At 68.1% G+C, this 23,027-nt stretch carries 26 protein-coding genes; 18 read left to right on the top strand and 8 right to left on the bottom strand.

Features of this window, described 5'->3' with window-relative positions:
• The first annotated feature begins 4 nt into the window (after positions 1–4).
• Positions 5–628: a MarC family protein gene (locus tag N0B51_RS13620; RefSeq protein WP_259963131.1), complete on the top strand. Its 624-nt coding sequence runs from the start codon at positions 5–7 to the stop codon at positions 626–628.
• A 15-nt stretch (positions 629–643) separates the two neighbouring features.
• Here the strand turns inward: N0B51_RS13620 and pyk are convergent, their stop codons facing one another.
• Positions 644–2,098, bottom strand: coding sequence for a pyruvate kinase (pyk, locus tag N0B51_RS13625; RefSeq protein WP_259963132.1), 1,455 nt, complete (start codon positions 2,096–2,098; stop codon positions 644–646).
• A 62-nt stretch (positions 2,099–2,160) separates the two neighbouring features.
• Between pyk and N0B51_RS13630 the strand changes: the two genes are divergently transcribed.
• The 4 genes from N0B51_RS13630 to N0B51_RS13645 all read left to right on the top strand — a co-directional run bounded on the left by N0B51_RS13630 (position 2,161) and on the right by N0B51_RS13645 (position 4,155).
• Positions 2,161–2,472, top strand: coding sequence for a DUF1244 domain-containing protein (locus N0B51_RS13630; RefSeq protein WP_259963134.1), 312 nt, complete (start codon positions 2,161–2,163; stop codon positions 2,470–2,472).
• Positions 2,473–2,567: 95 nt separating this feature from the next.
• Entirely contained in the window at positions 2,568–2,804 is a 237-nt protein-coding gene (locus tag N0B51_RS13635; protein WP_203111360.1) for a DUF2312 domain-containing protein, read from the top strand.
• Between the two features lie 153 nt (positions 2,805–2,957).
• Positions 2,958–3,773, top strand: a complete 816-nt coding sequence (locus N0B51_RS13640; protein WP_259963218.1) for an SDR family oxidoreductase — start codon at positions 2,958–2,960, stop codon at positions 3,771–3,773.
• A gap of 64 nt (positions 3,774–3,837) precedes the next feature.
• Positions 3,838–4,155 (top strand): heavy metal-binding domain-containing protein, encoded by a 318-nt coding sequence (locus N0B51_RS13645; protein ID WP_259963219.1) that lies wholly within the window; start codon positions 3,838–3,840, stop codon positions 4,153–4,155.
• A gap of 3 nt (positions 4,156–4,158) precedes the next feature.
• Here N0B51_RS13645 and N0B51_RS13650 read toward each other — a convergent pair whose 3' ends face one another.
• Positions 4,159–4,833, bottom strand: coding sequence for a CPBP family glutamic-type intramembrane protease (locus N0B51_RS13650; RefSeq protein ID WP_259963136.1), 675 nt, complete (start codon positions 4,831–4,833; stop codon positions 4,159–4,161).
• 122 nt (positions 4,834–4,955) lie between these two features.
• Between N0B51_RS13650 and N0B51_RS13655 the strand changes: the two genes are divergently transcribed.
• Genes N0B51_RS13655 through N0B51_RS13690 form a run of 8 tightly spaced genes read left to right on the top strand, consistent with a single transcriptional unit; the run spans position 4,956 to position 9,328 of the window.
• Positions 4,956–5,702 carry a YebC/PmpR family DNA-binding transcriptional regulator gene (locus N0B51_RS13655; protein ID WP_259963137.1) on the top strand — a complete coding sequence of 249 codons (747 nt, stop codon included), beginning with the start codon at positions 4,956–4,958 and terminating at the stop codon, positions 5,700–5,702.
• Positions 5,699–6,052: a DUF3147 family protein gene (locus N0B51_RS13660; protein WP_259963139.1), complete on the top strand. Its 354-nt coding sequence runs from the start codon at positions 5,699–5,701 to the stop codon at positions 6,050–6,052. Before N0B51_RS13655 ends, N0B51_RS13660 begins: the two co-directional genes overlap by 4 nt.
• A 13-nt stretch (positions 6,053–6,065) precedes the next feature.
• Positions 6,066–6,533 (top strand): crossover junction endodeoxyribonuclease RuvC, encoded by a 468-nt coding sequence (gene ruvC / locus N0B51_RS13665; RefSeq protein ID WP_259963140.1) that lies wholly within the window; start codon positions 6,066–6,068, stop codon positions 6,531–6,533.
• 16 nt (positions 6,534–6,549) lie between these two features.
• A complete protein-coding gene (locus N0B51_RS13670) occupies positions 6,550–6,861 on the top strand; it encodes an antibiotic biosynthesis monooxygenase family protein (protein WP_259963220.1) in 312 nt (103 codons plus the stop codon).
• On the top strand, positions 6,858–7,205 hold the full coding sequence (locus N0B51_RS13675; RefSeq protein ID WP_259963141.1) for an ArsC family reductase: 348 nt from the start codon (positions 6,858–6,860) through the stop codon (positions 7,203–7,205). The genes N0B51_RS13670 and N0B51_RS13675 overlap by 4 nt, the downstream gene beginning before the upstream one ends.
• Positions 7,202–7,768 carry a nicotinamide riboside transporter PnuC gene (gene pnuC, locus N0B51_RS13680; RefSeq protein WP_259963142.1) on the top strand — a complete coding sequence of 189 codons (567 nt, stop codon included), beginning with the start codon at positions 7,202–7,204 and terminating at the stop codon, positions 7,766–7,768. Before N0B51_RS13675 ends, pnuC begins: the two co-directional genes overlap by 4 nt.
• Positions 7,765–8,274 (top strand): AAA family ATPase, encoded by a 510-nt coding sequence (locus N0B51_RS13685; RefSeq protein ID WP_259963143.1) that lies wholly within the window; start codon positions 7,765–7,767, stop codon positions 8,272–8,274. Before pnuC ends, N0B51_RS13685 begins: the two co-directional genes overlap by 4 nt.
• 31 nt (positions 8,275–8,305) lie before the next feature.
• A complete protein-coding gene (locus N0B51_RS13690; RefSeq protein WP_259963144.1) occupies positions 8,306–9,328 on the top strand; it encodes a glycerophosphodiester phosphodiesterase in 1,023 nt (340 codons plus the stop codon).
• On the opposite strand, the gene ubiG is transcribed toward N0B51_RS13690, so the two are convergent.
• On the bottom strand, positions 9,306–10,082 hold the full coding sequence (gene ubiG, locus N0B51_RS13695) for a bifunctional 2-polyprenyl-6-hydroxyphenol methylase/3-demethylubiquinol 3-O-methyltransferase UbiG (protein ID WP_259963145.1): 777 nt from the start codon (positions 10,080–10,082) through the stop codon (positions 9,306–9,308). The two genes, N0B51_RS13690 and ubiG, sit on opposite strands and share 23 nt — an antisense overlap.
• A gap of 52 nt (positions 10,083–10,134) precedes the next feature.
• Between ubiG and N0B51_RS13700 the strand changes: the two genes are divergently transcribed.
• From N0B51_RS13700 to N0B51_RS13715, 4 genes are all read left to right on the top strand, one after another.
• Positions 10,135–11,406, top strand: a complete 1,272-nt coding sequence (locus N0B51_RS13700; RefSeq protein ID WP_259963221.1) for an aspartate kinase — start codon at positions 10,135–10,137, stop codon at positions 11,404–11,406.
• Positions 11,407–11,628: 222 nt separating this feature from the next.
• Positions 11,629–12,621 carry a hypothetical protein gene (locus N0B51_RS13705; protein WP_259963146.1) on the top strand — a complete coding sequence of 331 codons (993 nt, stop codon included), beginning with the start codon at positions 11,629–11,631 and terminating at the stop codon, positions 12,619–12,621.
• Positions 12,622–12,704: 83 nt separating this feature from the next.
• Positions 12,705–15,284 (top strand): TonB-dependent receptor, encoded by a 2,580-nt coding sequence (locus N0B51_RS13710; RefSeq protein ID WP_259963147.1) that lies wholly within the window; start codon positions 12,705–12,707, stop codon positions 15,282–15,284.
• 43 nt (positions 15,285–15,327) lie between these two features.
• The gene (locus N0B51_RS13715; protein ID WP_259963148.1) at positions 15,328–16,338 is read left to right on the top strand and encodes an NAD(P)H-dependent flavin oxidoreductase; all 1,011 of its coding nucleotides are present in this window, start codon (positions 15,328–15,330) and stop codon (positions 16,336–16,338) included.
• 3 nt (positions 16,339–16,341) lie between these two features.
• Here the strand turns inward: N0B51_RS13715 and N0B51_RS13720 are convergent, their stop codons facing one another.
• The 4 genes from N0B51_RS13720 to N0B51_RS13735 form a co-directional block, all read right to left on the bottom strand.
• Positions 16,342–16,725: a VOC family protein gene (locus N0B51_RS13720; RefSeq protein ID WP_259963149.1), complete on the bottom strand. Its 384-nt coding sequence runs from the start codon at positions 16,723–16,725 to the stop codon at positions 16,342–16,344.
• A gap of 180 nt (positions 16,726–16,905) precedes the next feature.
• Entirely contained in the window at positions 16,906–17,148 is a 243-nt protein-coding gene (locus N0B51_RS13725; protein WP_259963150.1) for a hypothetical protein, read from the bottom strand.
• Between the two features lie 74 nt (positions 17,149–17,222).
• A complete protein-coding gene (locus tag N0B51_RS13730; RefSeq protein ID WP_259963151.1) occupies positions 17,223–18,647 on the bottom strand; it encodes an aldehyde dehydrogenase family protein in 1,425 nt (474 codons plus the stop codon).
• Between the two features lie 90 nt (positions 18,648–18,737).
• A complete protein-coding gene (locus N0B51_RS13735) occupies positions 18,738–20,876 on the bottom strand; it encodes a PQQ-dependent dehydrogenase, methanol/ethanol family (RefSeq protein ID WP_259963152.1) in 2,139 nt (712 codons plus the stop codon).
• 134 nt (positions 20,877–21,010) lie between these two features.
• Here N0B51_RS13735 and N0B51_RS13740 point away from each other — a divergent pair, with 134 nt between their 5' ends.
• Positions 21,011–21,874 carry a dienelactone hydrolase family protein gene (locus N0B51_RS13740; RefSeq protein ID WP_259963153.1) on the top strand — a complete coding sequence of 288 codons (864 nt, stop codon included), beginning with the start codon at positions 21,011–21,013 and terminating at the stop codon, positions 21,872–21,874.
• Here the strand turns inward: N0B51_RS13740 and N0B51_RS13745 are convergent.
• Positions 21,871–22,869 carry an aldo/keto reductase gene (locus tag N0B51_RS13745; protein ID WP_259963154.1) on the bottom strand — a complete coding sequence of 333 codons (999 nt, stop codon included), beginning with the start codon at positions 22,867–22,869 and terminating at the stop codon, positions 21,871–21,873. The two genes, N0B51_RS13740 and N0B51_RS13745, sit on opposite strands and share 4 nt — an antisense overlap.
• Positions 22,870–23,027: the final 158 nt, after the last annotated feature.

Consider the following 23,027-nt stretch of genomic DNA (forward strand, 5'->3'; position numbering starts at 1 on the left):
AGTCATGATCGAACTCTTCCTCTCCGCCTTCATCACGCTGTTCGTGGTCATCGATCCGCCCGGATGCGCGCCGATCTATGCCGGGCTGACCAAGGGGGCGACCGCCGCCCAGTCGCGCGCGATGGCGGTGCGCGCCTGCCTGATCGCGGGGATCATCCTGGTGATCTTCGCACTGTTCGGCGAAAATCTGCTTGGTGCGCTCCACATCGAACTCGACAGCTTCCGGATCGCGGGCGGCCTGATGCTGTTCCTGATCGCGCTCGACATGGTCTTCGAGAAGCGCACCGAGCGGCGCGAGCAGCGGGCCGAGAAGATCGCCGCGACCCCGGAGGTGGAGGACGTCTCGGTCTTTCCGATGGCGATGCCGATGCTCGCCGGGCCGGGCGCGATCGCCTCGATGATGCTGCTGACTGCGCGGGCCGACGGGTGGGAGAATACGCTCGTCGTGCTCGCTGCTCTAGGTGCCGTCCTGCTGCTCACGCTGCTGGCGCTGATCGCCGCGAGCCCGCTGATGAAGCTGTTCGGCGCGCGGGTCGAGGCGGTGATCACCCGCCTGCTCGGGGTGCTGCTCGCCGCGCTCGCCGCGCAATACGTGATCGACGGACTGCGCGAGAGCTTCGGGCTCTAGCCGAGGGCTCCCGGCTCAGCCGGAGTGCCGGGCCAGTTCGTCGCCTGTCAGCGTCACGACGTGCAGCAGGTTGGTGCTGCCGGGCGTGCCGAAGGGTACGCCGGCGAGCGCGATCAGCTTGCTGCCCGCCGTGCCGAAACCGTGGCGCAGCGCCATTCGCTTGCCCTTGGCGATCATCTCCTCGAAGCTGCCGATGTCCTTCGTCACCACGGCGTGCGCGCCCCACAGCAGCGCGGTGCGGCGCGCGGTCTTCACGCTGGGGGTGAGGACGAGCATGGGCACGCTCGGGCGTTCGCGGGCGACCCGGCGGGCTGTGCTGCCGCTGCCGGTGAAGACGATGATCCCGCTTACCGAGACGGTGTCGGCGATGGTCATGCACGAATGGCTGAGCGCGTCGGCGGTGGTGCGGTCGGGCGGCGTGTCGAGAAGGCGCACGCGTTCGAGGTAGGCGTCGTCGCGCTCCACCTGGATCGCGATGCGGTCCATGATCGCCACCGCTTCCTCGGGCCAGTCGCCCGCGGCGGTTTCCGCGCTCAGCATGACGGCGTCGGCCCCGTCGTAGACCGCGTTGGCGACGTCGGACACCTCGGCGCGGGTCGGGCTGGGGCTTTCGATCATCGATTCGAGCATCTGCGTCGCGACAATGACCGGCTTGCCGGCGTTCCGGGCGGCGTTGACGATCTTCTTCTGCAGCGGCGGAACTTCCCATGCGTCGAGTTCGACGCCGAGATCGCCGCGGGCGACCATGATCCCGTCGGCCAGCTCGAGCAGTTCGGGCAGGCGGCGGACCGCGCTCGGCTTTTCGATCTTGGCGCATAGCGCACCGTAGCCGCCCATCAGCTTGCGCGCCTCGGCCAGGTCCTCGGGTCGCTGGACGAACGACAGTCCGATCCAGTCGACGCCCTGTGACACGGCAAAGGCAAGGTCCTTGCGGTCCTTCTCGGTGAGCGCGGGGATCGGCACCTCGGCATCGGGGACGTTGACCCCCTTGCGATCGGAGATGACTCCGCCGACTTCGGCCGAGCAGACGATCCTGTCGGCCTCGGCCTTGATCACCTTCAGGCGGATCTTGCCGTCGTTGATCAGCAGGCGCTGGCCCTTTTCGAGCACCTCGAAGAGTTCGGGGTGCGGCAGTTCGACACGGGTCTCGTCGCCGGGCGTCGGGTCGCGGTCGAGCGTGAAGTGCCCCGAATGGCGGATCACCGCCTGCCCGTCCTTGAAGGTCCCCACGCGCAGCTTGGGGCCCTGCAGGTCGGCCAGGATCGCGATCGGCCGCCCGCTCGCCTTCTCGAGATCGCGGATCGCCTTGATCGTCGCCGCGTGGTCGGCATGGGCGCCGTGGCTCATGTTGACCCGGAAGGCGTCGGCGCCGGCGCGCAGCAGCTTTTCCAGCATCGCCGGACTGCGGCTCGCCGGCCCGATGGTGGCGAGGACCTTGACCTTGCGCTTGCGCGGTTCGAGCTTCTGCATGACCCGCCGCCTATGGCATGGCGCGGGCGCAACACAAGACAGCTTGAGGAGCGACGGTTTCAATGGATACGAATGCGGACCCGCTCGACGCGCTTCCCGACGAACAGGCGGCCGCCGCGTTCCGCCGGCTGGTGCGCCACCTGCGCCACCGGCACGACGCGCAGAACATCGACCTGATGGGGCTGGCGGGCTTCTGCCGCAACTGCCTTGCCGACTGGATCCGCGACGCCGGGTACGACGGCGACAAGGCCGCCGCGCGCGAACTGATCCACGGGATGCCGGCAGACGAGTGGAAGGCGACCCGCCAGTCGCCGGCGACGCAGGAACAGCTCGACCGCATGGAGGCGAGCCTGCAGCGCAACGCGGCGGAATAGTTTTCCACGCGACGGATTGGCGGGCTTCAAACGTCCCGGCGGTCTGGCTATCGGACCGGCAACCGATTCTGATTCACCGGAGCCTTGATACTCAAATGGCCGAAGCCACCGACGACCGCCTGCGCTTGCTGATCGAGCGCATCGAACGCCTCGAGGAAGAGAAGAAGGGCATCGCCGACGACATCCGCGACGTCTACGCCGAGGCCAAGGCGGTTGGCTACGACGCCAAGATCATGCGCCAGATCGTCCGCCTGAGGAAGATGAAGCCCGACGACCGGGCCGAGATGGAAATGGTGCTCGACACCTACAAGGCGGCGCTGGGCCTCGGCTGACCGCAATCGGGCGCGGTGGCCGGAACGGGGCACGCGGCTCGTCCATTGCATCCTCGACACCACCAGTTCGAGGAGCCAGCCATGAGCAGCGACACCGCCGAGCCCGAAGCCGTCGAAAAGGCGTTCGTCGAGGAAACCCCCGAAGAGCCCCGGATGCCGGGCCACGAGTCGAAGATGGCCGACAAGCCCCAGTGGCAGCCGCGTTATCCCGGCTCCGGGCGTCTCGACGGCAAGGTCGCGATCGTCACCGGCGGCGACAGCGGGATCGGGCGCGCCACGGCGGTTCTTTTCGCGCGCGAGGGCGCTAGGGTCGCGATCGCCTACCTCGAGGAGCACGACGACGCGAACAGGACCCGCGAATTGTGCGAGGCCGAAGGAGCCGAGGTCCTGCTGTCCGCCGGCGACCTGGGCGATCCGCGGCATTGCGACGGGTTCGTCCGCGCGGTGATGGACCGCTGGGGCCGGCTCGACGTGCTGGTCAACAATGCGGGCGAGCAGCATCCCGACCAGGCCATCGAGGACATCACCGCCGAGCAGCTCCAGCGGACCTTCCAGACCAACATCTTCTCGATGTTCTACATGGTCCAGGCCGCGCGCCCGTACCTGAAAAGCGGCGCCGCGATCGTCAACTGCACCTCAATCACGATGTACAAGGGCAGCAAGGAACTGCTCGACTATTCGAGCACCAAGGGCGCGATCACCGCGTTCACCCGCTCGCTGTCGGAAAACCTGGTCGAGGACGGCATTCGCGTGAACGCGGTCGCGCCGGGGCCGATCTGGACGCCGCTCAACCCCTTTGGCGGATCGTCGAAGGAGAAGATGGAGCACTTCGGCGAAAACACCCCGATGGGGCGGCCCGGCCAGCCGAACGAGGTCGCGCCCGCGTTTCTCTTCCTCGCCTGCGAGGATTCGAGCTATATGTCGGGACAGGTGCTGCATCCCAACGGAGGAACGGTGGTCAATGGCTAGCAGGCCCAACCCCTGGGGCGATTCGAACGGCGGCAAGGCGGGCGGTTCCGACGCGGCCGATGGCATGATCGTCACCACCACGCCCACCGTCGAAGGGCGCGCGATCCATGGCTATCACGGCATCGTCACCGGCGAGGTGATCGTCGGCGCGAACATCTTCCGCGACCTGTTCGCCTCGATCACCGACATCGTCGGCGGGCGTTCGGGCAAGTACGAGGCGGTTCTCGCCCGCGCGCGCAAGGAGGCGATCGCCGAGATGAAGCGCGAGGCGATGGACCTTGGCGCGACCGTCGTCGTCGGCGTCGATATCGACTACGAGGTGCTCGGCCAGAACGGATCGATGCTGATGGTCAGCGTCAGCGGGACCGCCGTCACGATCTGACGATCATCCCGCGCCCGCCAGGACAAGGGCGATGAAAAGCGCGTTGTGGAGCACATGCGCCAGCATCGAACTCCACAGGCCGAAGGTCACGCGCAAGTAGCCCAGGATCATGGCGAGCAGGAACTGGGGCAGGACCAGCGGCAGCGCGGCGACGCCCGCGGCCGCGAAGTTGGTCAGGTGGATGCCAGCGAATGCGATCACGCTTGCCCAGTAGAACCACGCGAAACGGCGCTGGACGAAGCCGATGGCCTTGCGCTTGCGAAAGAGGAACAGCGCCGCGGCGGCAAGGGCGGCGGCGACGGCCCCCGCGCCGAGGAACCCCTGCGCGCGGCCCATGTCGCCCGCTTCGAAGGCGGTTCCTGCGACCGGCAGCGCGATCAGCGCGGCGATCGCGAGGGGGCTTGCGAGGATGTGGCCGATCCGGCCCGACAGCCAGCCGCGAAAGACGATTTCCTCCGCGATCGGCGCGCCGAGGACAATGAACGCGAGCACGCCCGGTTTGAGGTCCACCTGGTCGAGCATGTGCGCGGGCATCTGGAAGCCCAGCTGCAACGCCAGCGACAGGACGCCGAGCAGCAGCGCCATCAGCGCCAGGTCGAGCCCGAACAGCGAGAAGACGGCCGTAAAGGCTGGTCGCGGATTAAGGACCGCGCGGTCGGGCAGGGCGGGCTGGCGCACGAAGGATGCCCACGTGCGCCACTGCGCAGGCGTGCGCGAAGCCAACCCGGCTCTTGTCGGTTGCCCGCTCATGCGGCTAATGCGCCCCCGTTCCCTGAAATCACGACTACAAGAACGGACTTATGGCAGGCCATTCCAAGTTCAAGAACATCATGCACCGCAAGGGCGCGCAGGACAAGAAGCGCTCGGCGCAGTTTTCGAAGCTCAGCCGCGAGATCACCGTCGCCGCGAAGATGGGCGCACCCGACCCCGACATGAACCCGCGCCTGCGGCTGGCGGTCAACAACGCCAAGGCGGCCTCGATGCCCAAGGACAACATCCAGCGCGCGATCGACAAGGCGAGCGCCAACGAGGGCGACGATTACGAGGAGGTCCGCTACGAAGGCTACGGCCCCGGCGGCGTCGCGCTGATCGTCGAGGCGCTGACCGACAACCGCAACCGCACCGCGACCAACGTGCGCACCGCGTTCAGCAAGAACGGCGGCAACCTCGGCGCCACCGGCGCGGTCAGCCACGGGTTCGAGCGCAAGGGCCTGATCGAATACCCGGCGAGCGCGGGTGACGAGGAGAAGGTCCTCGAGGCGGCGATCGAGGCGGGCGCGGATGACGTCGAGAGCACCGAGGACGGCCACACGATCTGGACCGACATGGAGGCGCTGCACGAAGTCGCCGGTGCGCTGGAGAAGACGCTCGGCGAGGCGGAGAGCGTGAAGCTTGCATGGAAGCCCAACATCACCGTCGAGGTGGACGAGGGCAACGCCGGCACACTCCTGAAACTCGTCGACGCGCTCGACGACGACGACGACGTGCAGACCGTGTGGGGCAACTACGAGGTCTCGGACGAGATCCTCGAGAAGATCGGCGGATGAGCTGGGCGGTCGTCGCCAAGGCACTGCTCGCCGGGGCGATGATCGCGGCGATATCCGAGATCGGCCGGCGCCTGCCTGCGACCGCGGCGATCGTCGCCTCGCTGCCGCTGGTGTCGGTGCTGGGCATGATCTTCCTGTGGCACGCGCGGCCCGATGCCGAGAACATGGCGATCCATTCGGCGGCGACCTTCTGGTACGTCCTGCCGAGCCTGCCGATGTTCCTCGTGATCCCGGTCCTGCTGCGCAGCGGGGTGAACTTCTGGCTCGCGCTGGCAGCCGGATGCGCGCTGACCGTCGTGCTGTATCTCGCGATGATGCAGGTCGGGCCGCGGCTGGGCCTGCGGCTCTAGCCGCGCGCGACCGATGGTGATCCTCGGCCTTGACCCGTCGCTTTCGTGCACCGGTTGGGGCGTGATCCGGATCGAAGGGTCGCGCACGACCCACATCGCCAACGGGGAAGTGCCGACCGACGCGAAGGCGCCGATGCCCGACCGACTGCACCACCTGCACGATGCGGTCGCCGCGGTGCTGGCGGCCTATGCGCCCGACCGGGTCGCGGTGGAGGAGGTGTTTGCCAACAAGAACCCGCAGTCGACGTTGAAGCTCGCGCAGGCGCGCGGCGCGGTGCTGGCCGCCTGCGGGCGCGCCGGGGTGCCGGTGCGCGAGCACGCCGCGCGGCTGGTGAAGAAGGCGGTCGTCGGCACCGGCGGTGCGGAGAAGGCGCAGGTCCAGGCGATGCTCAGGGTCCTGCTGCCGGGCGTCGCGGTAGCCGGGGCCGACGCCGCCGACGCGCTGGCGGTGGCGATCGCCGACGCACACCTCGGCGGCTGACCGGGAGCGCCGAGTGATGTTCCTCGTCGTGTTCCGCAACCGCAAGCGCCCCGACATGGACCTGGCTGCCTATGCGGCAGACGCAACGGCGATGGAGGCACTCGCCGCCGCCCAGCCCGGCTATCGCAGCTTCAAGTCCTACACCGCGGACGATGGCGAGGTCGTCGCCATCAGCGAGTGGGACGACGAGGCGTCGGCACGCGCCTGGGGACGGCTTGCCGAACACCGCGCGGTCCAGCACAAGGGGCGCGAGGATTACTACGCGCAGTACACGCTGTTCGCCTGCGGCGACGTGCGCGTGCACCGCTTCGAAAGGCCCGGGGCTTGAGCATCGATTTCTACGGCATTCCAAACTGCGACACGGTCAAGAAGGCACGTGGCTGGCTCGACGCCAGCGGCGTCGAATACACCTTTCACGACTACAGGAAGGAAGGGGCGGACGCCGACCTGCTGCGATCCTGGGTTCAGGCGGTGGGTTGGGAACGGCTGCTCAACCGGCGCGGGACGACCTTCCGCAGCCTCGAGCCCGAGCAGAAGGAGGACCTCGACGCGGAAAAGGCGATGCGCCTGATGGTGGCGCAGCCTTCGTGCATCAAGCGGCCGGTGGTCGACTACCCGGGCGGCGTGCTCGTGGGGTTCGACGCCGACGAGTGGGAGCGCAAGCTCGCGTGAGCCCGCTCGAAGTCGCCGGGACCGTCCTCGGCTTCGTCAACATCGTGCTCCTGATCCGCCGCTCGGTGTGGAACTTCCCCGCCGCGATGGCGATGGTGACCTGCATCGGGATCGTCCTGTTCGAGGCGCGGCTCTATGCGGAGGCGGGGCTGCAGGTGTTCTTCTTCGTCGTGAACGCGTGGGGCTGGTGGCTGTGGAGCCACGCCAGCGGCGCCGGCGACACGGTCCCGGTGCGCTGGCTCGGCTGGCGCGCGCGGCTCGCGTGGGGCGCGGCGACCGCGGCCGTCAGCCTTTCGCTGGGGCTGACGCTCTCGCGCTGGACCGATGCCGCGCTGCCAATGGCTGACAGCGCGATCGCGGGGACGAGCGTCGCGGCGCAATTCCTGCTGAGCTTTCGCAGGATCGAGAACTGGGTGCTGTGGATCGCGATCGACGTAGCCTCGATCGCCCTCTACCTGGCGCGCGACCTCCAGCTCCTGGCCGTGCTCTACGCCGCGTTCCTGATCCTGTCGGTGGTGGGCTTTCGCGAATGGGCGCGCGCGGCGCGCAGGGCGCCAGCATGATCCGGGTCTGCTTTCACGGTGCCGAAGGCACCGGCAAGTCGACCCTCGCAGGCGTCCTTGCAAAGGAATGGGGCTGTCCGCTCGTGCCCGAATACGGGCGCACCCATGCCGAGACGGCGGGCACCGATTTCACGATGGACCACCTCCTGGCGATCGCGCGCGAGCAGGACCGGCTGATGCAGTGCGCCCGTGCAGGTGCGCCGCCGCTGGTCCTGCTCGATACCGATCCGCTGATGACGGCCGCGTGGGCGCAGATGCTGTTCGGTCAGATTCCGGGCGAGTTGCTCGCCTACGACAAGGCGGAGCTCTACCTGCTGTTCGCGCCCGACGTGCCATGGGTTTACGACGGTACCCGGTTCTTCGGCCTTCACGAAGCGCGCCGCCAGTTTTCCGATGTCGCCGAGGACCTTCTGCGGCGCACCGGCGTGCGGTACGAGACGATCGGGGGCGACTGGCAGGCGCGCGAGGCAGCCGCGCGGGCGGCGATCGCCGCCGCGCTCGGTTGATATTCAGGCGGGGATCGCCAGAACGCGGGCCATGCGAATCCTTTTCCTCCTAGCCGCGCTGGCCTTTTCCGCGCCCGGCCATGCCCAGATGATCATCGCCCATCGCGGCGCGAGCGGGGAGCGGCCCGAGCACACCCTTGCCGCCTACGAGCGCGCGATCGACGCGGGCGCGGACTTCATCGAACCGGACCTCGTCGTGACGAAGGACCTCGTCCTCGTCGCCCGCCACGAGAACGAGCTGTCCGACACCACCGACGTCGCCGCGCGCGAGGAGTTCGCCGACCGCCGCAAGACTAAGGAGATCGACGGCGCGCTGGTCTCCGGGTGGTTTGCCGAGGACTTCACCCTTGCCGAACTGCGCACATTGCGCGCGAAGGAGCGCCTAACCGGGCTGCGGCCCGCGAACGCGCGCTTCGACGGCCTCTACCAGGTCCCCACCTTTGCCGAGATCGTCGCGCTCGTCCGAGCCAAGCAGGCCGAAACCGGGCGCACGGTCGGCCTCTACCCCGAGCTCAAGCATCCTGCATTCCTGCTTCAGCAGGGTATCGACAGCGTCGACCTGTTCGTGGGGGCGCTGAAGAAGGAGGGACTCGACGGCAAGGCCATACCCCTGTTCGTCCAGTGCTTCGAGGTCGCTCCGCTCCAGCGGCTCGACCGGCTGACCGACCTGCCGCTGGTCCAGCTCGTCGCGACGACCGGCGGTCCGGCGGACGAAGCCGGGATGTCCTATGCGGAGATGGTCACGCCCACGGGCCTCGCGCACGTTGCCCGCTATGCCGACGCGATCGGGCCGGATGTGCGGATGCTGGTGGGCGTGGACGGCGCGTCAACCGGGCTCGTCGAGGCCGCGCACGCCGCGGGCCTACAGGTCCACGGCTGGACCGTGCGCAAGGAAAACGCCTTTCTTCCGCCGCCGTTGCGCATCGGGTCGGGCGAGGGCACCAAGGGCAATTACCCGGCCGCGTGGAACATTCTGGCCGCGACCGGGGTCGACGCACTGTTCACCGACGATCCGGCGCTCGCGGTTGGGGTCAGGCGGTCCGCGTCGCGGTAACGATGTAGTTCAGCGACGGGTCGGACGACAGGTGCAGTCCCTTCGCCGGGGAAAAGGCGATGCCCTGCGGCGCGCCCATGGAAAGGCCGGCGGCGGCAAGAAGCTCGCGCAGTTCGTCGGGCGTGACGAAATCGTCCCAGTTGTGCGTCCCCTTCGGCACGAGTCCCACGGCCTCTGCCGCGCCCACCAGCAGCAGGCGCGACTGGGCGGTCCGGTTGGGGGTCGACAGCACCATCAGCCCGCCGGGCGCCAGCTTCGCCGCAAGGGCTGCAAGGAACGCGGACTTGTCGGCGACGTGCTCGATCACCTCCATGCAGGTGACGAGGTTGAACGGCCCGATGTCGAGCGCGCCGATCTCGCCCGCCAGGTAGCGGATGGCGAGCCGCGATCCCGCCGCATGGGCCGCAGCGGCGGCCACGTTCTCGGGCGCCGCATCGACCCCGGTCACCGCCGCGCCCAGCCGCGCGAGCGGTTCGCACAGCAGTCCTGCGCCGCAGCCGACGTCGAGCGCGGTCTTGCCGGCGAGCGGGCGGATGCTGTCGGGATCCCCGTGCCAGTGGGCATCGACCGCCGCGCGCACGAAGGCGAGCCGTACCGGGTTCAGCCGGTGGAGCATCGCCGAGGAGCCCCGGGGGTCCCACCACTCGGCGGCCAGCCTGCCGAAATGCGCCGCCTCGTCCGGTCGGATGGTCGGCGGACCGATGGTTGGCGTGCTTGAAGTTTTCGTATGCGCCGGGGATGTTGCATCGCTCATGCCCGGTCCCTAACAGCGCGGGCACAGGTCATCCAGCAGGAGCATGACGAGCTTGGCGCGGATCGTGATGAAATTCGGCGGCACCTCGATGGCCGGCACCGAGCGCATCCGGCGCGTGGCGAACATCGTGCGCAAGCAAGCTGCCGGCGGCAACGAGGTCGCGGTGGTCGTTTCCGCGATGGCGGGAGAGACCGACCGGCTGGTCAACTTCTGCCGCGAGGCGAACCCGCTCTACGACCCGGCCGAATACGACGTCGTCGTGGCGAGCGGCGAACAGGTGACCAGCGGCCTTCTTGCGCTGACGCTGCAGGCGCTGGGGTGCAAGGCGCGTTCGTGGCTCGGCTGGCAGCTGCCGGTCCGCACGATCGAGGCGCACGCCAAGGCGCGGATCGAGGACATCGACAGCGATGCCGTGCTCGCCAGCATGGCGGCGGGCGAGATCGCGGTGATCCCCGGCTTCCAGGGTGTCGGCGGCGACGGCCGGGTGACGACGCTCGGGCGCGGCGGGTCCGACACCTCGGCGGTGGCGGTGGCGGCGGCGATCGGAGCCGACCGGTGCGACATCTACACCGACGTCGACGGGGTCTACACCACCGACCCGCGGATCGTCGCCAAGGCGCGCAAGCTCAAGGCGGTGACCTACGAGGAAATGCTCGAGCTGGCCTCGGTCGGTGCGAAGGTATTGCAAACCCGTTCGGTCGGCCTCGCGATGAAGGAGGGCGTGCGGGTGCAGGTCCTTTCGAGCTTCATCGGCGACGACGCCGTCCCGGCAGACGACCTCCCCGGCACGATGATCGTGTCGGAAGAGGAAATGAACGACCTAGTGGAGAAGGGCGAGATGGAACGCCAGCACGTCACCGGCATCGCGCACGACAAGAACGAGGCGAAGGTGATCCTCACCCGCGTGCCCGACAAGCCGGGCGCGGTGGCGCACATCTTCGAGCCGCTCGCGGCGGCCTCGATCAACGTCGACATGATCATCCAGAACGTCGGCCGCGACAAGGGCGAGACCGATGTGACCTTCACCGTGCCGATGGCCGACCTCGCCCGCGCCCAGGCGCTGCTCGAAGACAAGCGCGCGGAAATCGGCTTCAACCGCATCATCACCGACAGCAAGATCGCCAAGATCAGCGTGGTGGGCGTGGGCATGAAGAGCCACGCGGGCGTCGCGGCGACGATGTTCAAGGCGCTCGCCGAACGCGGGATCAACATCCAGGCGATCTCGACATCCGAGATCAAGGTTTCGGTGATGATCGACGAGGACGAAACCGAACTCGCGGTGCGCGTGCTGCACACCGCCTACGGGCTCGATGCGAGCGACTGAGCAAGTCGTTTACACTAACGAAAGTTAGCACATAGTAGTTATCGTTAGTTAGTGCCGTACAAGAGAAACGATCTCTTTCGGGGCAACCCATCGTAAGTCTCTAGTAAGTTAAATGATAACGGCATAACATCCTCCGTTGTTAGCAGCGGTTTCGAGTCGTGCGCTGCCTTTTCTTGCCCTGGAGCACGGAATACCGGCCGGGACTAGCTGGAGGCACTAGTCATGAAGAAGTCCATTGCCCTTGTGGCGATGTGCGCAACCGCGCTCTCGCCGATCCTTTCGGCCCCTGCCTATGCGGATATCGTTCCCGATCCGGTGCCCGAGTATCTCGGCGAGGTGTTTCCCGAGATGACCGCGCAATGCGACGCCCTCGCGGACGCACGCGACACCGGAAACGGCGATGAGTGGAGCGGAGAGGTCATCCCCGGAAACGCGACGTTGATCGCCGGCCCGACCGAGGTCGGCGGTTCGCGCGTCGTCGATGAATCCACCATCCAGCCGCTCGGCGACTACGTCCCGTCGGTAAAGGAAATTCGCGGCGACCCGTTCCGCATCGGCGGAAGCGTCAATATGTTCGGCGACCAATGGTCGAGCGAAGGCTACTATCCCCACAGCACCTATTTCTTCGAAGCGGATTTCGACTCGACCTTCAGCTACGCCGCATCGTGCGCGATCTCGCGTGCGGTGTTCCACGAGGGCGAGCCGATCCATCACCGGGCTGTCGGCGTCTACGTGATTCTCGACGACTATCATGGCCGAGACGAAGAGGCGGTGCGCAGGAACTGCGAGCAGCTTCGCGACAACGGCCAGGATTGGTGGGGCGACGAATTCTTCCCCGAAAACAGCCCGAAGTGCAGGTTCGAGGGAACTCCCGCCTACGACGAACCGGGCGAGGACTACCTGGATCCCCCGGTCCTCGTCGACACGGTCGCGCTCGACCCGGTCCCCCGCGAGCAGACGGTCGGAATGCGGGCGTTCGAGGACTTCGGCGAGAAGATCACTGTCGTCGGAGAATACCATATCGGCCAGGTCGTGATCTGCATTTCGCCGAGCACCACCAGCAAGAACACGCAATCGACCGGCTGGCGACTTCAGAACGGTTATACCGGCCCCAACTGCACCACCGACTGGTTCAAGAACCACGCCATTTGGGGCGCCGGGACCGAAAACAGCAACGGTACCTTTACCTCCGTGCCGGACTATCACCTGTACTAACAGGGTCGGCAGGGCTTAAGCTGTTTCTCCCGCCGGTGGCAGCACCGGCGGGAGAGTTGGCTCGCTGAGGGGGATTTCACGGCATGGCGAGACGGGCGAACCGTCCCTTCGCGGCGATGCGACGGGGTTCCGCCTTGCTGCTGGCGATTGCGCCGTTCTGGTGCAGCCCTCTTGCGAGCCAGGACGCGCCCGCGCCCTCGCCGACCCCTGCTCCCGCTCCCGCTCCCGCCGATCGTGAGCCCGATCCTCCGGGCACGATCGTGGTCATCGGGGACCGGGCGATCATCGCCAGCCTCAGGAATTTCGCGGTCGAGCAGACTTATGGCGAGGACGACGTGGCCTCCTATGCTGCCGGTTCGGTCGGCGAGGTGCTCGACGCGATCCGCGAGGAGAACGGCGACGAGAACCCCGCGTTTCTCGTCAACGGACGGCCGGTGGCCGATGCCAGCGACATCGCCGACCTGCCGCCGGAGGCGATCCAGCGGATCGAGACGCTGCCGCGCGGCGCCGCGCAGCGCGTCAACGGCGCGGCGGGACAGCGCGCCTACAACGTCGTGCTGAAGCGGCAATTGCGCACTGCGGTCGTCACCGCGAGCGACGAGGTCGCCACCGACGGGGGCTGGTCGAGCCTGCGCGGTGCACTGCAGCTGACCCACATCCAGGGGCAGAACCGCCTCAACCTTTCGCTGACGGGCGCCGATTCGGGCGTCCTTCTCGAAAGCGAACGACCCTATGTCCCCCGTACCGAGGACACCTACTACGCCGCGGGCGGCAACGTCCTGCCGGCGTTCGGGATGAGCCAGGTTTCGCCCGCGCTGACCGCACTGGCCGGCGCGCCCGTCACCTCGGTCGCATTGCCGCCCGGCCTTGCCGCCCCCACGCTGGCCGCGCTGCTTCCCGGCGCGAACGCCCTGAACCCGAGCGGCCGCGGCGATTTCCGCTCGCTGCGCGGTGCGTCGCGGCCGATCAATCTTTCGCTGTCGGGCAACCGCCAGCTCGACGACATGTTCTCGCTGTCGTTCAACGCCAATGCGACCTGGAGCGACAGCCGCAGCCTCGGCGGGCTGCCCCGCGCCCGGATAACGATCCCGGCCGCCAATCCGTTCTCGCCGTTCGGCGTGCCGGTGAGCCTCTATCTCGAGAACCCGGACGGCCTACTGGTGAGCCGTTCAAAGTCGAATTCACAGGGCGTGTCGGTGACGCTCAACGCGCTCGTGGGCAAGTGGCGCGGTAGCCTGAACGGCCGTTACGATCGCCGCGTTTCGCATTCGGCCTACGAATATTCCGGTCAGCTGCCGGCGCTTTCGAACGCGGACAATCCTTTCGACGGGACGCTCGCCGCGCGGATCCCGGTGATCGCCAACCGGAGCGACAGCGCCTCCCGGTCAACCGCGGTAGCGGCGGAAGCTTCGGGGCCGCTCGCCGACTTGTGGGCCGGGCCGATCGAGGCGCGCGTATCGGCCTCGGTGCGGTGGGAAACGTTCGAGGGCGCATCGACCACCGGTGGCGCGCAGAGCCTCGATCAGCGCCAGGTCAGCGCCGGCGGCGGCCTGTCGCTGCCGCTGACCTCAAGCGAAAAGGGTGTGCTCGGCGCGCTCGGCGACAGCGACCTCGCTTTCGATATCGGATACGTGGATCTCGGCGAATTCGGTTCGCTGATGCGCAGCTCGCTCGCCCTCAACTGGCAGGTGGCCGACTGGCTGCGGCTGGTGGCGCGGACCACGCGGGACGAATCGGCGATCAGCCCGTTCCTGCTCGCCGCGCCCGCCACGATCGTCGAGGATGTCGCCTACTTCGATCCGGTCACCGGCCAGACGGTCGACGTAACCACGATCTACGGCGGCGTCGCCGGCCTGCTGCCGGAGGACCGGCGGACCCGCAGCATCGCCGTGACGGCGACCCCGTGGAAGGCCTACAACCTTCAGCTCGACGCCGAATACAGCGTCGACGACCTGCGCAACCAGATCGGCGCGCTGCCCGAGCCGACCCCCGCGGTGCTCGCCGCGTTTCCCGGCCGGTTCGTGCGCGACAGTTCGGGCACCCTGGTCCTCGTCGACAACCGTTCGATCAATCTCGCCCGCGAGCGCAGCGAACGGCTCCGCCTGGGCGTGCGCTACGCAGTGCCCCTGAGCCCGCCGCCGCGGCGTGTCGCCGCCAGCGGGGGGCGTCCGGCCTATCGCACCAAGCAGACCAGGCTGCAGGTCACCCTGTCGCACACCGAGCTCTTGTCGAACACCTCGGTCATCCGGCCGGGGCTCCCGGTGATCGACCTGCTCGACGGCGCGGCGGTCGGTTTCGGCGGCGCCCAGCCACGCGGGACGACGAGCGCCAATTTCGCGCTCACGCATGGCGCAAGCGGAATGCGGATGGATTTCCGCAGGCGGGGGCCGAGCAAGTTGCTCTACGGGTCGCTGGCGAACCCCCAGCTGCTCGACTTCGGTTCGCTGACCACGCTCGATGCCAGGCTCTACACCGATCTTGGGGACCATTTCGGCCAGAGCAAGCTGGCCAAGGGCGCCCGGATGACGCTGGTGATCGACAACGTCTTCAATCGCCGCCAGAGCGTGACCGACCCCGATGGCTTCGCGCCCCAGGCGTACCAGAAGATCCGCCGCGACGCGCTTGGCCGGACGGTCCAGCTCGAGCTGCGCAAGTCGTTCTAGCGCCGCTTGCCGCCCGGCGGGCGCGCGCCTATGCGCCTCGCCCATGAGCAGCTATCCCAAGACCTCGGCGCTAATGGCGCGCGGCCGCGAATTCCTCGGCACCGATCACGCGATCCTGTGCGGCGCGATGAGCTGGGTGTCCGAGCGCAACCTCGTCTCCGCGATCAGCAACGCGGGCGGGTTCGGCGTGATCGCGTGCGGCGCCATGACACCGGAACTGCTCGACGCCGAGATCGCCGCGACCCGCGCGATGACCGACAGGCCGTTCGGCGTGAACCTGATCACCATGCACCCGCAGCTGTTCGACCTGATCGAAGTGTGCGGCAAGCACGGCGTCGGCCACGTCGTCCTGGCGGGCGGCATTCCGCCCAAGGGCAGCGTCGAGGCGATCAAGGCGTTCGACGCCAGGGTGATCGTGTTCGCGCCCACGCTGGCACTTGCCAAGAAACTGCTGCGTTCGGGGGGCGATGCGCTGGTCATCGAGGGGATGGAAGCGGGTGGTCACATCGGTCCGGTGTCGACAAGCGTTCTCGCGCAGGAATTCCTGCCCGAGCTGTCCGCCGACCACCTCGTCTTCGTCGCAGGCGGGATCGGTCGGGGCGAGGCGATCGCCGGCTATCTCGAGATGGGTGCGGTGGGCGTCCAACTGGGCACCCGGTTCGCCTGCGCGACCGAAAGCATCGCTCATCCCGATTTCAAGAAGGCATTCTTCCGTGCGGGCGCGCGCGATGCCATCGCAAGCGTCCAGGTCGACCCGCGCCTGCCGGTGATCCCGGTCCGGGCGCTCAGGAACAAGGGCACCGAGGCGTTCAGCGCCAAGCAGCGCGAGGTCGCGAACCTGCTCGACAGCGAGAGCCTGCCGATGGCCGAGGCTCAGCTCCAGATCGAGCATTACTGGGCCGGCGCACTGCGCCGCGCGGTGATCGACGGCGACATCGAGAACGGGAGCCTGATGGCCGGCCAGTCGGTCGGCATGGTCAAGAGCGAAGAGCCGGTGGCGGACATCATCGCGCAGCTGATGGCGGAGAGCGAGGCGGCGCTGTCGCGGCGCTGATCGTCATTCCATCGGCTTGGGCTGCCACAGCTCGATCTTGCGGCCGTCGCAATCCATCACGTGGGCGAAGTCTCCGTTCGCTTCGCCTGCCATCGTCAAGAGCGGCTCGACCCCATGCTCGGCGCAGCGGGCGAGCATGGCTTGCAGGTCGTCGACGATCAAATTGACCATGAACGGTTCGTCCGACGGCGCGAAATAATCGGTCTCGGCATCGAACGGGCTGAATACCGTGGCCGCGCCCGGGTGCGCCGCGGCATCCTGCGGAAGGAAGACCGAACCGCCCCAGTCCATGAACGCGATGCCGAGGACGCGCGCGTACCATTCGCGCGTCGCCGCCGGATCGGCCGACTTGAAGAACACGCCGCCAACCCCGAGTACCTTAGCCATCGTCGCCTCCCGTTTTCCTCATCTAGCGCGCGCGATCGGCAAAGGCGAATGCGCGCGCGAAGCCCGGGCCGGCGTCAGTTGTTACAACTGGCTATCGGTCGTGTTGCCGACCAGGCGTGGGAATGGAACGGGGCCGCGGGGGCAAATGCGCGGCAAAGGACTGGCTCGTGCGCGCGGGTTTCAAGCGAACCAGCGGCGCTTCTTCGCGGGCTGGGGAAGCCGGCCGGAAATGCCGTACAGGTAGTTCGCCAGAACCGCCGCCTGGTTCTTGGTCATGAAGTAGCGCACTTCGTCGACCTCTCCGGCACTGCATCCGGGACGCTTCGACTGCACCTTCACCATGACCCGGTCGCCGAGGTCCTCGTGCGTCCAGCCCACCAGCGCGCCGAATTGTTCGAATCGATCAGATCCCGCTGTCGCCATGCGTCACCCCTCCGGGCGGCGATGATGAACCCCCGCGCGCGGGCGTGCAAGAGCCCGCGCGCGGGTGCCGGCGATCAGGCGAAGGCGTTGCGCTTGACCGTGATCACTTGCGGATAGGTGAACTCCTTCAGGCCCTCGATCCCGTATTCGGCGCCGAAGCCCGACTGCTTGTGACCGCCGAACGGCGCGAACGGCGACAGGTGCATGAACTCGTTCACCCAGACCGTGCCGGTCTCGAGCTGCTCGGCGATCTCGACGCCCTTGTCGGGATCGCTCGTCCAGACCGCGCCCGCGAGCCCGTATTCGGAGTTGTTGGCGCGCTCGATCGCTTCCTCGGTGGTCGAGAACTTCATCAGCGGCATGACCGGGCCGAACTGCTCCTCGGCGACGATCCGCGCGTCCTCGGGCGGGTTGTCGAGCACGGTGATCGGCACGTAGTAGCCCGAGCCCGACGGGTCGACGTCACCGCCGACGAGGAACTTGTAGCCGTTGTCCTTGGCGTCCTGGATCAGCTCGCACACGCGGTCGAACTGCTTCTTGTTCTGGATCGGCCCGACGCCGGTGCCCTGCTGGCTGCCGTCGCCGACCTTCACGTTCCTGGCGTACTCCGCGATCGCCTGGCTCAGCTCGTCGTAGATGTCCTCGTGAATGTAGATCCGCTTGGCGGCGATGCAGACCTGGCCGGCGTTCGAGAAGCTCGACCAGAACAGCTGTTCGGCGACCTTCGCCACGTCGGCGTCGGGGAGCACGATCGACGCGTCGTTGCCGCCGAGTTCGAGCGTGATGCGCTTGAGGTCCTTCGCGGCGCCTTCCATGATCTTCTTCCCCGTCGCCGTGCTGCCGGTGAAGGTGATCTTGTCGATGTCGGGATGCCCGGTGATGAGCGGGCCGAGGCTGTCCTCGCCGGTGATGATGTTGACCACGCCGGCGGGCACCACGTCCTTGATCAGCTCGGCGATCCTGAGCGTCGTCAACGGCGTGAAGGGCGATGGCTTGAGCACGATGGTGCAGCCCGCGATCAGCGCGGGCGCGATCTTCTGCATCGCCATCATCACCGGGAAGTTCCACGGCACGATGCCGCCGACCACGCCCACCGGCACGCGGCGGGTGCGCGAAAGGCGGGTGTCGTCGTCCTGGTTGATCACGTCGTCGAGCGTCAGCGTCGACTGCGCGGCGACGAGGCCGGCGGCGCCGTAGATTTCCTGCTGCGCCTGCGCGTGCGGCTTACCCTGCTCGGTGGTCAGCAGTCGGAACAGCTCGTCGGCATTGGCCTTGATCGCCGCGGCGATGCCCTGGACGACCTTCTGGCGCTCCTCGGCCGAGGTCTTGCGCCAGCTCTTGAAGGCGCGGCGCGCGGCGGCCACCGCCCGGTCCAGCTCGTCCTTGCCGCACGCGGGGACGAGGCCGACGACCTGCTCGTTGGCGGGATTGAGCACCTCGAGCGTGGTGTCGGTGGTGACGAGCTCGCCGTCGATCAGGCAGGGGTAGGTCTGGGCCATCAAATCTCTCTCCGCGGTTGGAATCGGTTTTGTCGGGCAACCTAACAGCCGGCGCGCGCATACCCAAGGGCAAACGCCCCGGCCTTCGGCCTAGCTGCCGCGGTTTTCGAGCGCCTTGTCCTCGTTCGCGCGCTTGACGAGGTAGTGCCGGATCGCCTCCGCGTCGGCCGGGCGCAGCGCCTTGGCAAAGCTGACCATCCCGTTGTGCGACAGCGCCCCGTCGATCACGATCGACTTCATCGTGTCCGGATAGCCGATCGCGCCCGAATGCCGGAGGTCCGGGTTGAGGCCGCCAGCCACCGCGGCATCGCCGTGGCACACCGAACAGTACCGCGCGTAAAGGTCGCCGCCGCGGGCGACCTGCTGCGCGGTTCCCTTGAACGCGGGCGGGTCGAGGACCGCCTTCGACAGCGGAGGCGGCGCGGGCAGCTTGCCATCCCCGCCGAGCTTGAAGACCAGCAGCCGACTGATGTTGCGCACCGGGCCGGCCTTGCTGGCGAGCGTGCCGGCGACGAGGTCCCACACCCCGCCCCAGCCGGCGAGCACGGCCACGTACTGTTCGCCATCGACGGTGTACGTCATCGGCGCGGCGACGATCCCGGTCTGCGCCGGAAACGACCACAACCTGCCGCCGGTCTTCGCGTCGTAGGCGACGAACTCGCCGCCCGCGTTACCCTGGAACACGAGGCCGCCCGCGGTCGCGAGCGTTCCGCCGTTCCACGGTCCCTTCATCGGCACGACCCACGCCCTGGCCTGCTTTACCGGATCCCATGCAAGCAGCGACCCGGTGGTGGCCGCTGCTGCCTGTGACCGCACGGCCCTGTCTGCGGGCATCGATACCGGTGCCCCGTCGAGCCCGGTCTGGTACCCGATTGCGCTTTCCTTCCAGTCCTTCTTGGCGAGGTAGGGAACGGCGACCTCGTTGGCCGGAATATATACCAGGCCCGTCTGCGGGCTCATGCTCATCGGATGCCAGGAATGCGCGCCGAACCCGCCTGGCAACGCGATGAACGGCTTGCCGGTCTTCTCGTAGCGCGCTTCCGGGTTGATCGCCGGCTTGCCGGTCTTCGGGTCGATGCCGGTCGTCCAGTTCTGCGTCGCGAAGGGCCTGGCCCCCAGAAATTCGCCGGTCTCCGCGTCGAGGACGTAGAAATAGCCGTTCTTCGGCGCGTGCAGCGCGACATGGCGCTGCTTGCCGCCGATCTCGAGGTCGGCGAGCATGATCGGCGCATTGCTGTCGAAATCCCACCGGTCCTCGGGCGTTTCCTGGAAGTGCCAGCGGTATTGCCCGGTGCTCGCGTCGACCGCGACGACCGACGCAGTGTAGAGCGCATCGCCCTCGCCCCGATCGTGCGCGGCCGGGTTCCACGGCTCGGCGTTGCCGGTGCCGAACAGCACGAGGTCGGTCCTGGGATCGTAGACGATCGAATCCCACACCGTGCCGCCCCCGCCCAGCGTCCACCACTCGCCGCCCCAGGTCTTCGCGGCGGCTTCCATCGCCTTTGCGTTGACGCCTTCGCCCGCGAAGCCGTCCTCGGGGTTGCCCGGCACGACGTTGAACCGCCAGACCTCCTTGCCGGTCGCCCAGTCGAACGCGGCGAGATAGCCGCGCGCCTTGTATTCCGCGCCGCCGCTGCCGATCAGGATCAGGCCCTTCGCCGCGCGGGGGGCGCCGGTGATCGTGTAGCTGTCCTGGTCCGGCACGGCGAGCTTCGACCAGGCCAGCTTGCCGGTCTTCGCGTCGAGGGCGACGAGGCGGCCGTCGAGCGTGCCGACGTAGACCTTGTCGCCGTAGAGCGCGACGCCGCGGTTCACCGCATCGCAGCACGCGCGCGCCAGCGTTTCGCGCGGAACTTTCGGATCGTAGGCCCAGATCTGCCGGCCTGTCGCGGCATCGAAGGCCAGCACCTTGCTCCAGGCGGTCGAGGTGTAGAGCACCCCGTCGTGCATCAGGGGCGTGGCTTCCTGCCCCCGCGCGGTGTCGAGGTCGGCGAACCATGCCAGGCCCAGTTCGCCGATGGTGGCGGGATCGATCTGCTGAAGCGGGGAGAACCTCTGCTCGGAATAGTCGCGGCCATGGGTCAGCCATTCCCCGCCCGCCGCCGCGGCGATCATCGCGTCGGTCACGCCTGCGGTCGGCGGTGAGACGGCCGGGCCGGCCGCCGGCTCGTCGGCGCGGCTGCACGCACCCAGCGCCAGCGCGGCCAGTACCGCCACGAACCTGTTCATCCGCCTCTCCTCACTCCCCGCAGCCCGCGTTTTACTGACAAAGTCGATGCTGGCAACGCTTCGCATCCGGCTGGACGCGCGCCCTGCCGCTGCTAGATTGCTGTGCCCAGGGGAACCCGAGGAGAGCCGACGAAATGTGCGACGATCGCGATCTGGAAGATTTTGCGCGCCGGGGCGTCAACCGGCGCCAGTTCGCCGCCGGCGGGGCGCTCGCGGGCCTGGCGGCCTGCACCTCGATCGAAGGCGGTTCCGGCGGCAGTGATGCGCTGAGCGAATCCGGGGTATCAATCCCGACGGCGGACGGGACGATGGACGCTTTTTTCGTCCACCCCGCAAAACCCGCGCCCGGCGTGATCCTCTGGCCCGACATTGCCGGCCTGCGCGATGCGAAGAAGGCGATGGCACGCCGCCTCGCGGGCGAAGGCTACGCCGTGCTGGTCGCCAACCCCTATTACCGCGACGTCTCGGCGCCCCAGTTCGCCGACTTCGCGGATTTCATGGCGCAGAAGGGCTTCGAGAAGGTCGGCCCGTGGCGGGAGAAGGCGGGAAGGCCCGACGCGGTCGAGCGCGATGCCAAGGCGCTGGTCGCCTGGCTCGACAGGCAGGACGCGGTCGACGCTAAGCGCGGCATCGGCACGCAAGGGTACTGCATGGGCGGGCCCTACACCGTGTACACCGCCGCGGCGGTGCCCGGGCGGGTCAAGGCAGCGGCGAGCTTTCACGGGGGCGGCCTCGCTACCGACCGGCCGACCAGTCCGCACCGGATGTTGCAGCCGGGCACCAGCTACCTCATCGCCATCGCCCAGAACGACGACGCGAAGCAGCCCGAGGCGAAGGCGATCCTGCGCGAGGCGGCGGATGCCGTCGGCGCCAAGGCGGAGATCGAGGTTTATCCCGCCGATCACGGCTGGTGCGTGCCCGACAGCCCGGTCTACGACCAGGAGCAGGCCGAACGCGCGTGGAGCCGGCTGCTGGCGCTTTACCGGGGTGCGCTCTAGGCAAAATCCTCGGTATCGATCGAAGCCTGCATAGCGGCGCTGTAGCGCGGCCCGCTCACGGTCGCGCGGTTGATCAGGTCGCCCGCCGCGGCGAGCGTCGCGGGTGCGATTTCGAGCGACTGCGCGGCGAAGTTCTGTTCGAGATGGGCGAGGCTGGTGGTGCCGGGGATCGCGTGGACGTGGGGCCCCTGGTCGAGGACCCAGGCCAGTGCGAGCTGGGCGGGGGCCACCCCGGCTTCCTGCGCCAGCGTTTCGAACCGGGCGATCAGCGCGCGGTTGGCGGGCCAGTGATCGGCGCCGAAGCGCGGCATCCCCCGGCGGATGTCGTGCTCGCCGAACGCGGGGCGGTCACCGAGTTCGCCGCCGAGCGCGCCGCGCCCGACCGGCGAGAAAGCGACGAACGCGATGCCCAGTTCGCGCGTCGTCTCGAGCACCGCGATTTCGGGCTGGCGGGTCCACAGCGAATATTCGGTCTGCACCGCCGCCATTGGATGCACGGCGTGCGCCTCGCGGATGTGCGCCGCGCTCCATTCAGAGACGCCGTAGCCGCCGATCTTGCCCGCCTCGATCGCGCGCGAGAGTGCCCCGACCATGTCGGCGATCGGCACCGCGCGGTCCAGCCGGTGCAGGTAGAACAGGTCGATGTGGTCGGTCTTGAGGCGCGCGAGGCTCTCGTCGAGCGAGCGGGTGATGGCCTCGGGCGAACAGTCGATGCCGCGCCCGCCGCCGTCCTGCACGACGATCCCGGTCTTGCTGGCGAGCAAATAGGCATCGCGGCAACCGGAAAGCGCCTCGCCGATCAGCGTTTCGTTGCGGCCGAGGCCGTAGATGTTCGAGGTATCGAGGTGGTCGTAGCCAAGCGCGATCGCGCGCTCGAGCAGGCGCACCTTCTCGTCGTGGGGCGGGGGATCGCCATAGGCCCAGGAAAGGTTCATGCAGCCAAGACCCACGGGGTGGACCTGCCGGCCGGCGAGCGTGCGTTTCTCGAATGCCATCGAAAGCGGGCCTAGAGCCAGCGACCGCGGCTCGCAACGGGACGATTTCGGTCCGCCTCGCAGCCCGCCCGGCGGCGAGAGCCGCATGAATGTCCGGCGCGCCGCGCACGGCATCGCGTCGGGTCGGCGAAATCGCCAGCCGGTCATCGGGATTCGCT

It is taken from the genome of Tsuneonella litorea (assembly GCF_025154015.1).
GTDB classification, from domain to species: domain Bacteria; phylum Pseudomonadota; class Alphaproteobacteria; order Sphingomonadales; family Sphingomonadaceae; genus Tsuneonella; species Tsuneonella litorea.

Excerpts from the sequence above, each read along its gene's own strand:
- N0B51_RS13620 (WP_259963131.1), top strand. The coding sequence starts at position 5 with ATGATCGAACTCTTCCTCTCCGCCTTCATCACGCTGTTCGTGGTCATC.
- pyk (WP_259963132.1), bottom strand. The coding sequence starts at position 2,098 with ATGCAGAAGCTCGAACCGCGCAAGCGCAAGGTCAAGGTCCTCGCCACC.
- N0B51_RS13630 (WP_259963134.1), top strand. The coding sequence starts at position 2,161 with ATGGATACGAATGCGGACCCGCTCGACGCGCTTCCCGACGAACAGGCG.
- N0B51_RS13635 (WP_203111360.1), top strand. The coding sequence starts at position 2,568 with ATGGCCGAAGCCACCGACGACCGCCTGCGCTTGCTGATCGAGCGCATC.
- N0B51_RS13640 (WP_259963218.1), top strand. The coding sequence starts at position 2,958 with ATGCCGGGCCACGAGTCGAAGATGGCCGACAAGCCCCAGTGGCAGCCG.
- N0B51_RS13645 (WP_259963219.1), top strand. The coding sequence starts at position 3,838 with ATGATCGTCACCACCACGCCCACCGTCGAAGGGCGCGCGATCCATGGC.
- N0B51_RS13655 (WP_259963137.1), top strand. The coding sequence starts at position 4,956 with ATGGCAGGCCATTCCAAGTTCAAGAACATCATGCACCGCAAGGGCGCG.
- N0B51_RS13660 (WP_259963139.1), top strand. The coding sequence starts at position 5,699 with ATGAGCTGGGCGGTCGTCGCCAAGGCACTGCTCGCCGGGGCGATGATC.
- ruvC (WP_259963140.1), top strand. The coding sequence starts at position 6,066 with ATGGTGATCCTCGGCCTTGACCCGTCGCTTTCGTGCACCGGTTGGGGC.
- N0B51_RS13670 (WP_259963220.1), top strand. The coding sequence starts at position 6,550 with ATGTTCCTCGTCGTGTTCCGCAACCGCAAGCGCCCCGACATGGACCTG.
- N0B51_RS13685 (WP_259963143.1), top strand. The coding sequence starts at position 7,765 with ATGATCCGGGTCTGCTTTCACGGTGCCGAAGGCACCGGCAAGTCGACC.
- N0B51_RS13690 (WP_259963144.1), top strand. The coding sequence starts at position 8,306 with ATGCGAATCCTTTTCCTCCTAGCCGCGCTGGCCTTTTCCGCGCCCGGC.
- ubiG (WP_259963145.1), bottom strand. The coding sequence starts at position 10,082 with ATGAGCGATGCAACATCCCCGGCGCATACGAAAACTTCAAGCACGCCA.
- N0B51_RS13705 (WP_259963146.1), top strand. The coding sequence starts at position 11,629 with ATGAAGAAGTCCATTGCCCTTGTGGCGATGTGCGCAACCGCGCTCTCG.
- N0B51_RS13710 (WP_259963147.1), top strand. The coding sequence starts at position 12,705 with ATGGCGAGACGGGCGAACCGTCCCTTCGCGGCGATGCGACGGGGTTCC.
- N0B51_RS13715 (WP_259963148.1), top strand. The coding sequence starts at position 15,328 with ATGAGCAGCTATCCCAAGACCTCGGCGCTAATGGCGCGCGGCCGCGAA.
- N0B51_RS13720 (WP_259963149.1), bottom strand. The coding sequence starts at position 16,725 with ATGGCTAAGGTACTCGGGGTTGGCGGCGTGTTCTTCAAGTCGGCCGAT.
- N0B51_RS13725 (WP_259963150.1), bottom strand. The coding sequence starts at position 17,148 with ATGGCGACAGCGGGATCTGATCGATTCGAACAATTCGGCGCGCTGGTG.
- N0B51_RS13730 (WP_259963151.1), bottom strand. The coding sequence starts at position 18,647 with ATGGCCCAGACCTACCCCTGCCTGATCGACGGCGAGCTCGTCACCACC.
- N0B51_RS13735 (WP_259963152.1), bottom strand. The coding sequence starts at position 20,876 with ATGAACAGGTTCGTGGCGGTACTGGCCGCGCTGGCGCTGGGTGCGTGC.
- N0B51_RS13740 (WP_259963153.1), top strand. The coding sequence starts at position 21,011 with ATGTGCGACGATCGCGATCTGGAAGATTTTGCGCGCCGGGGCGTCAAC.
- N0B51_RS13745 (WP_259963154.1), bottom strand. The coding sequence starts at position 22,869 with ATGGCATTCGAGAAACGCACGCTCGCCGGCCGGCAGGTCCACCCCGTG.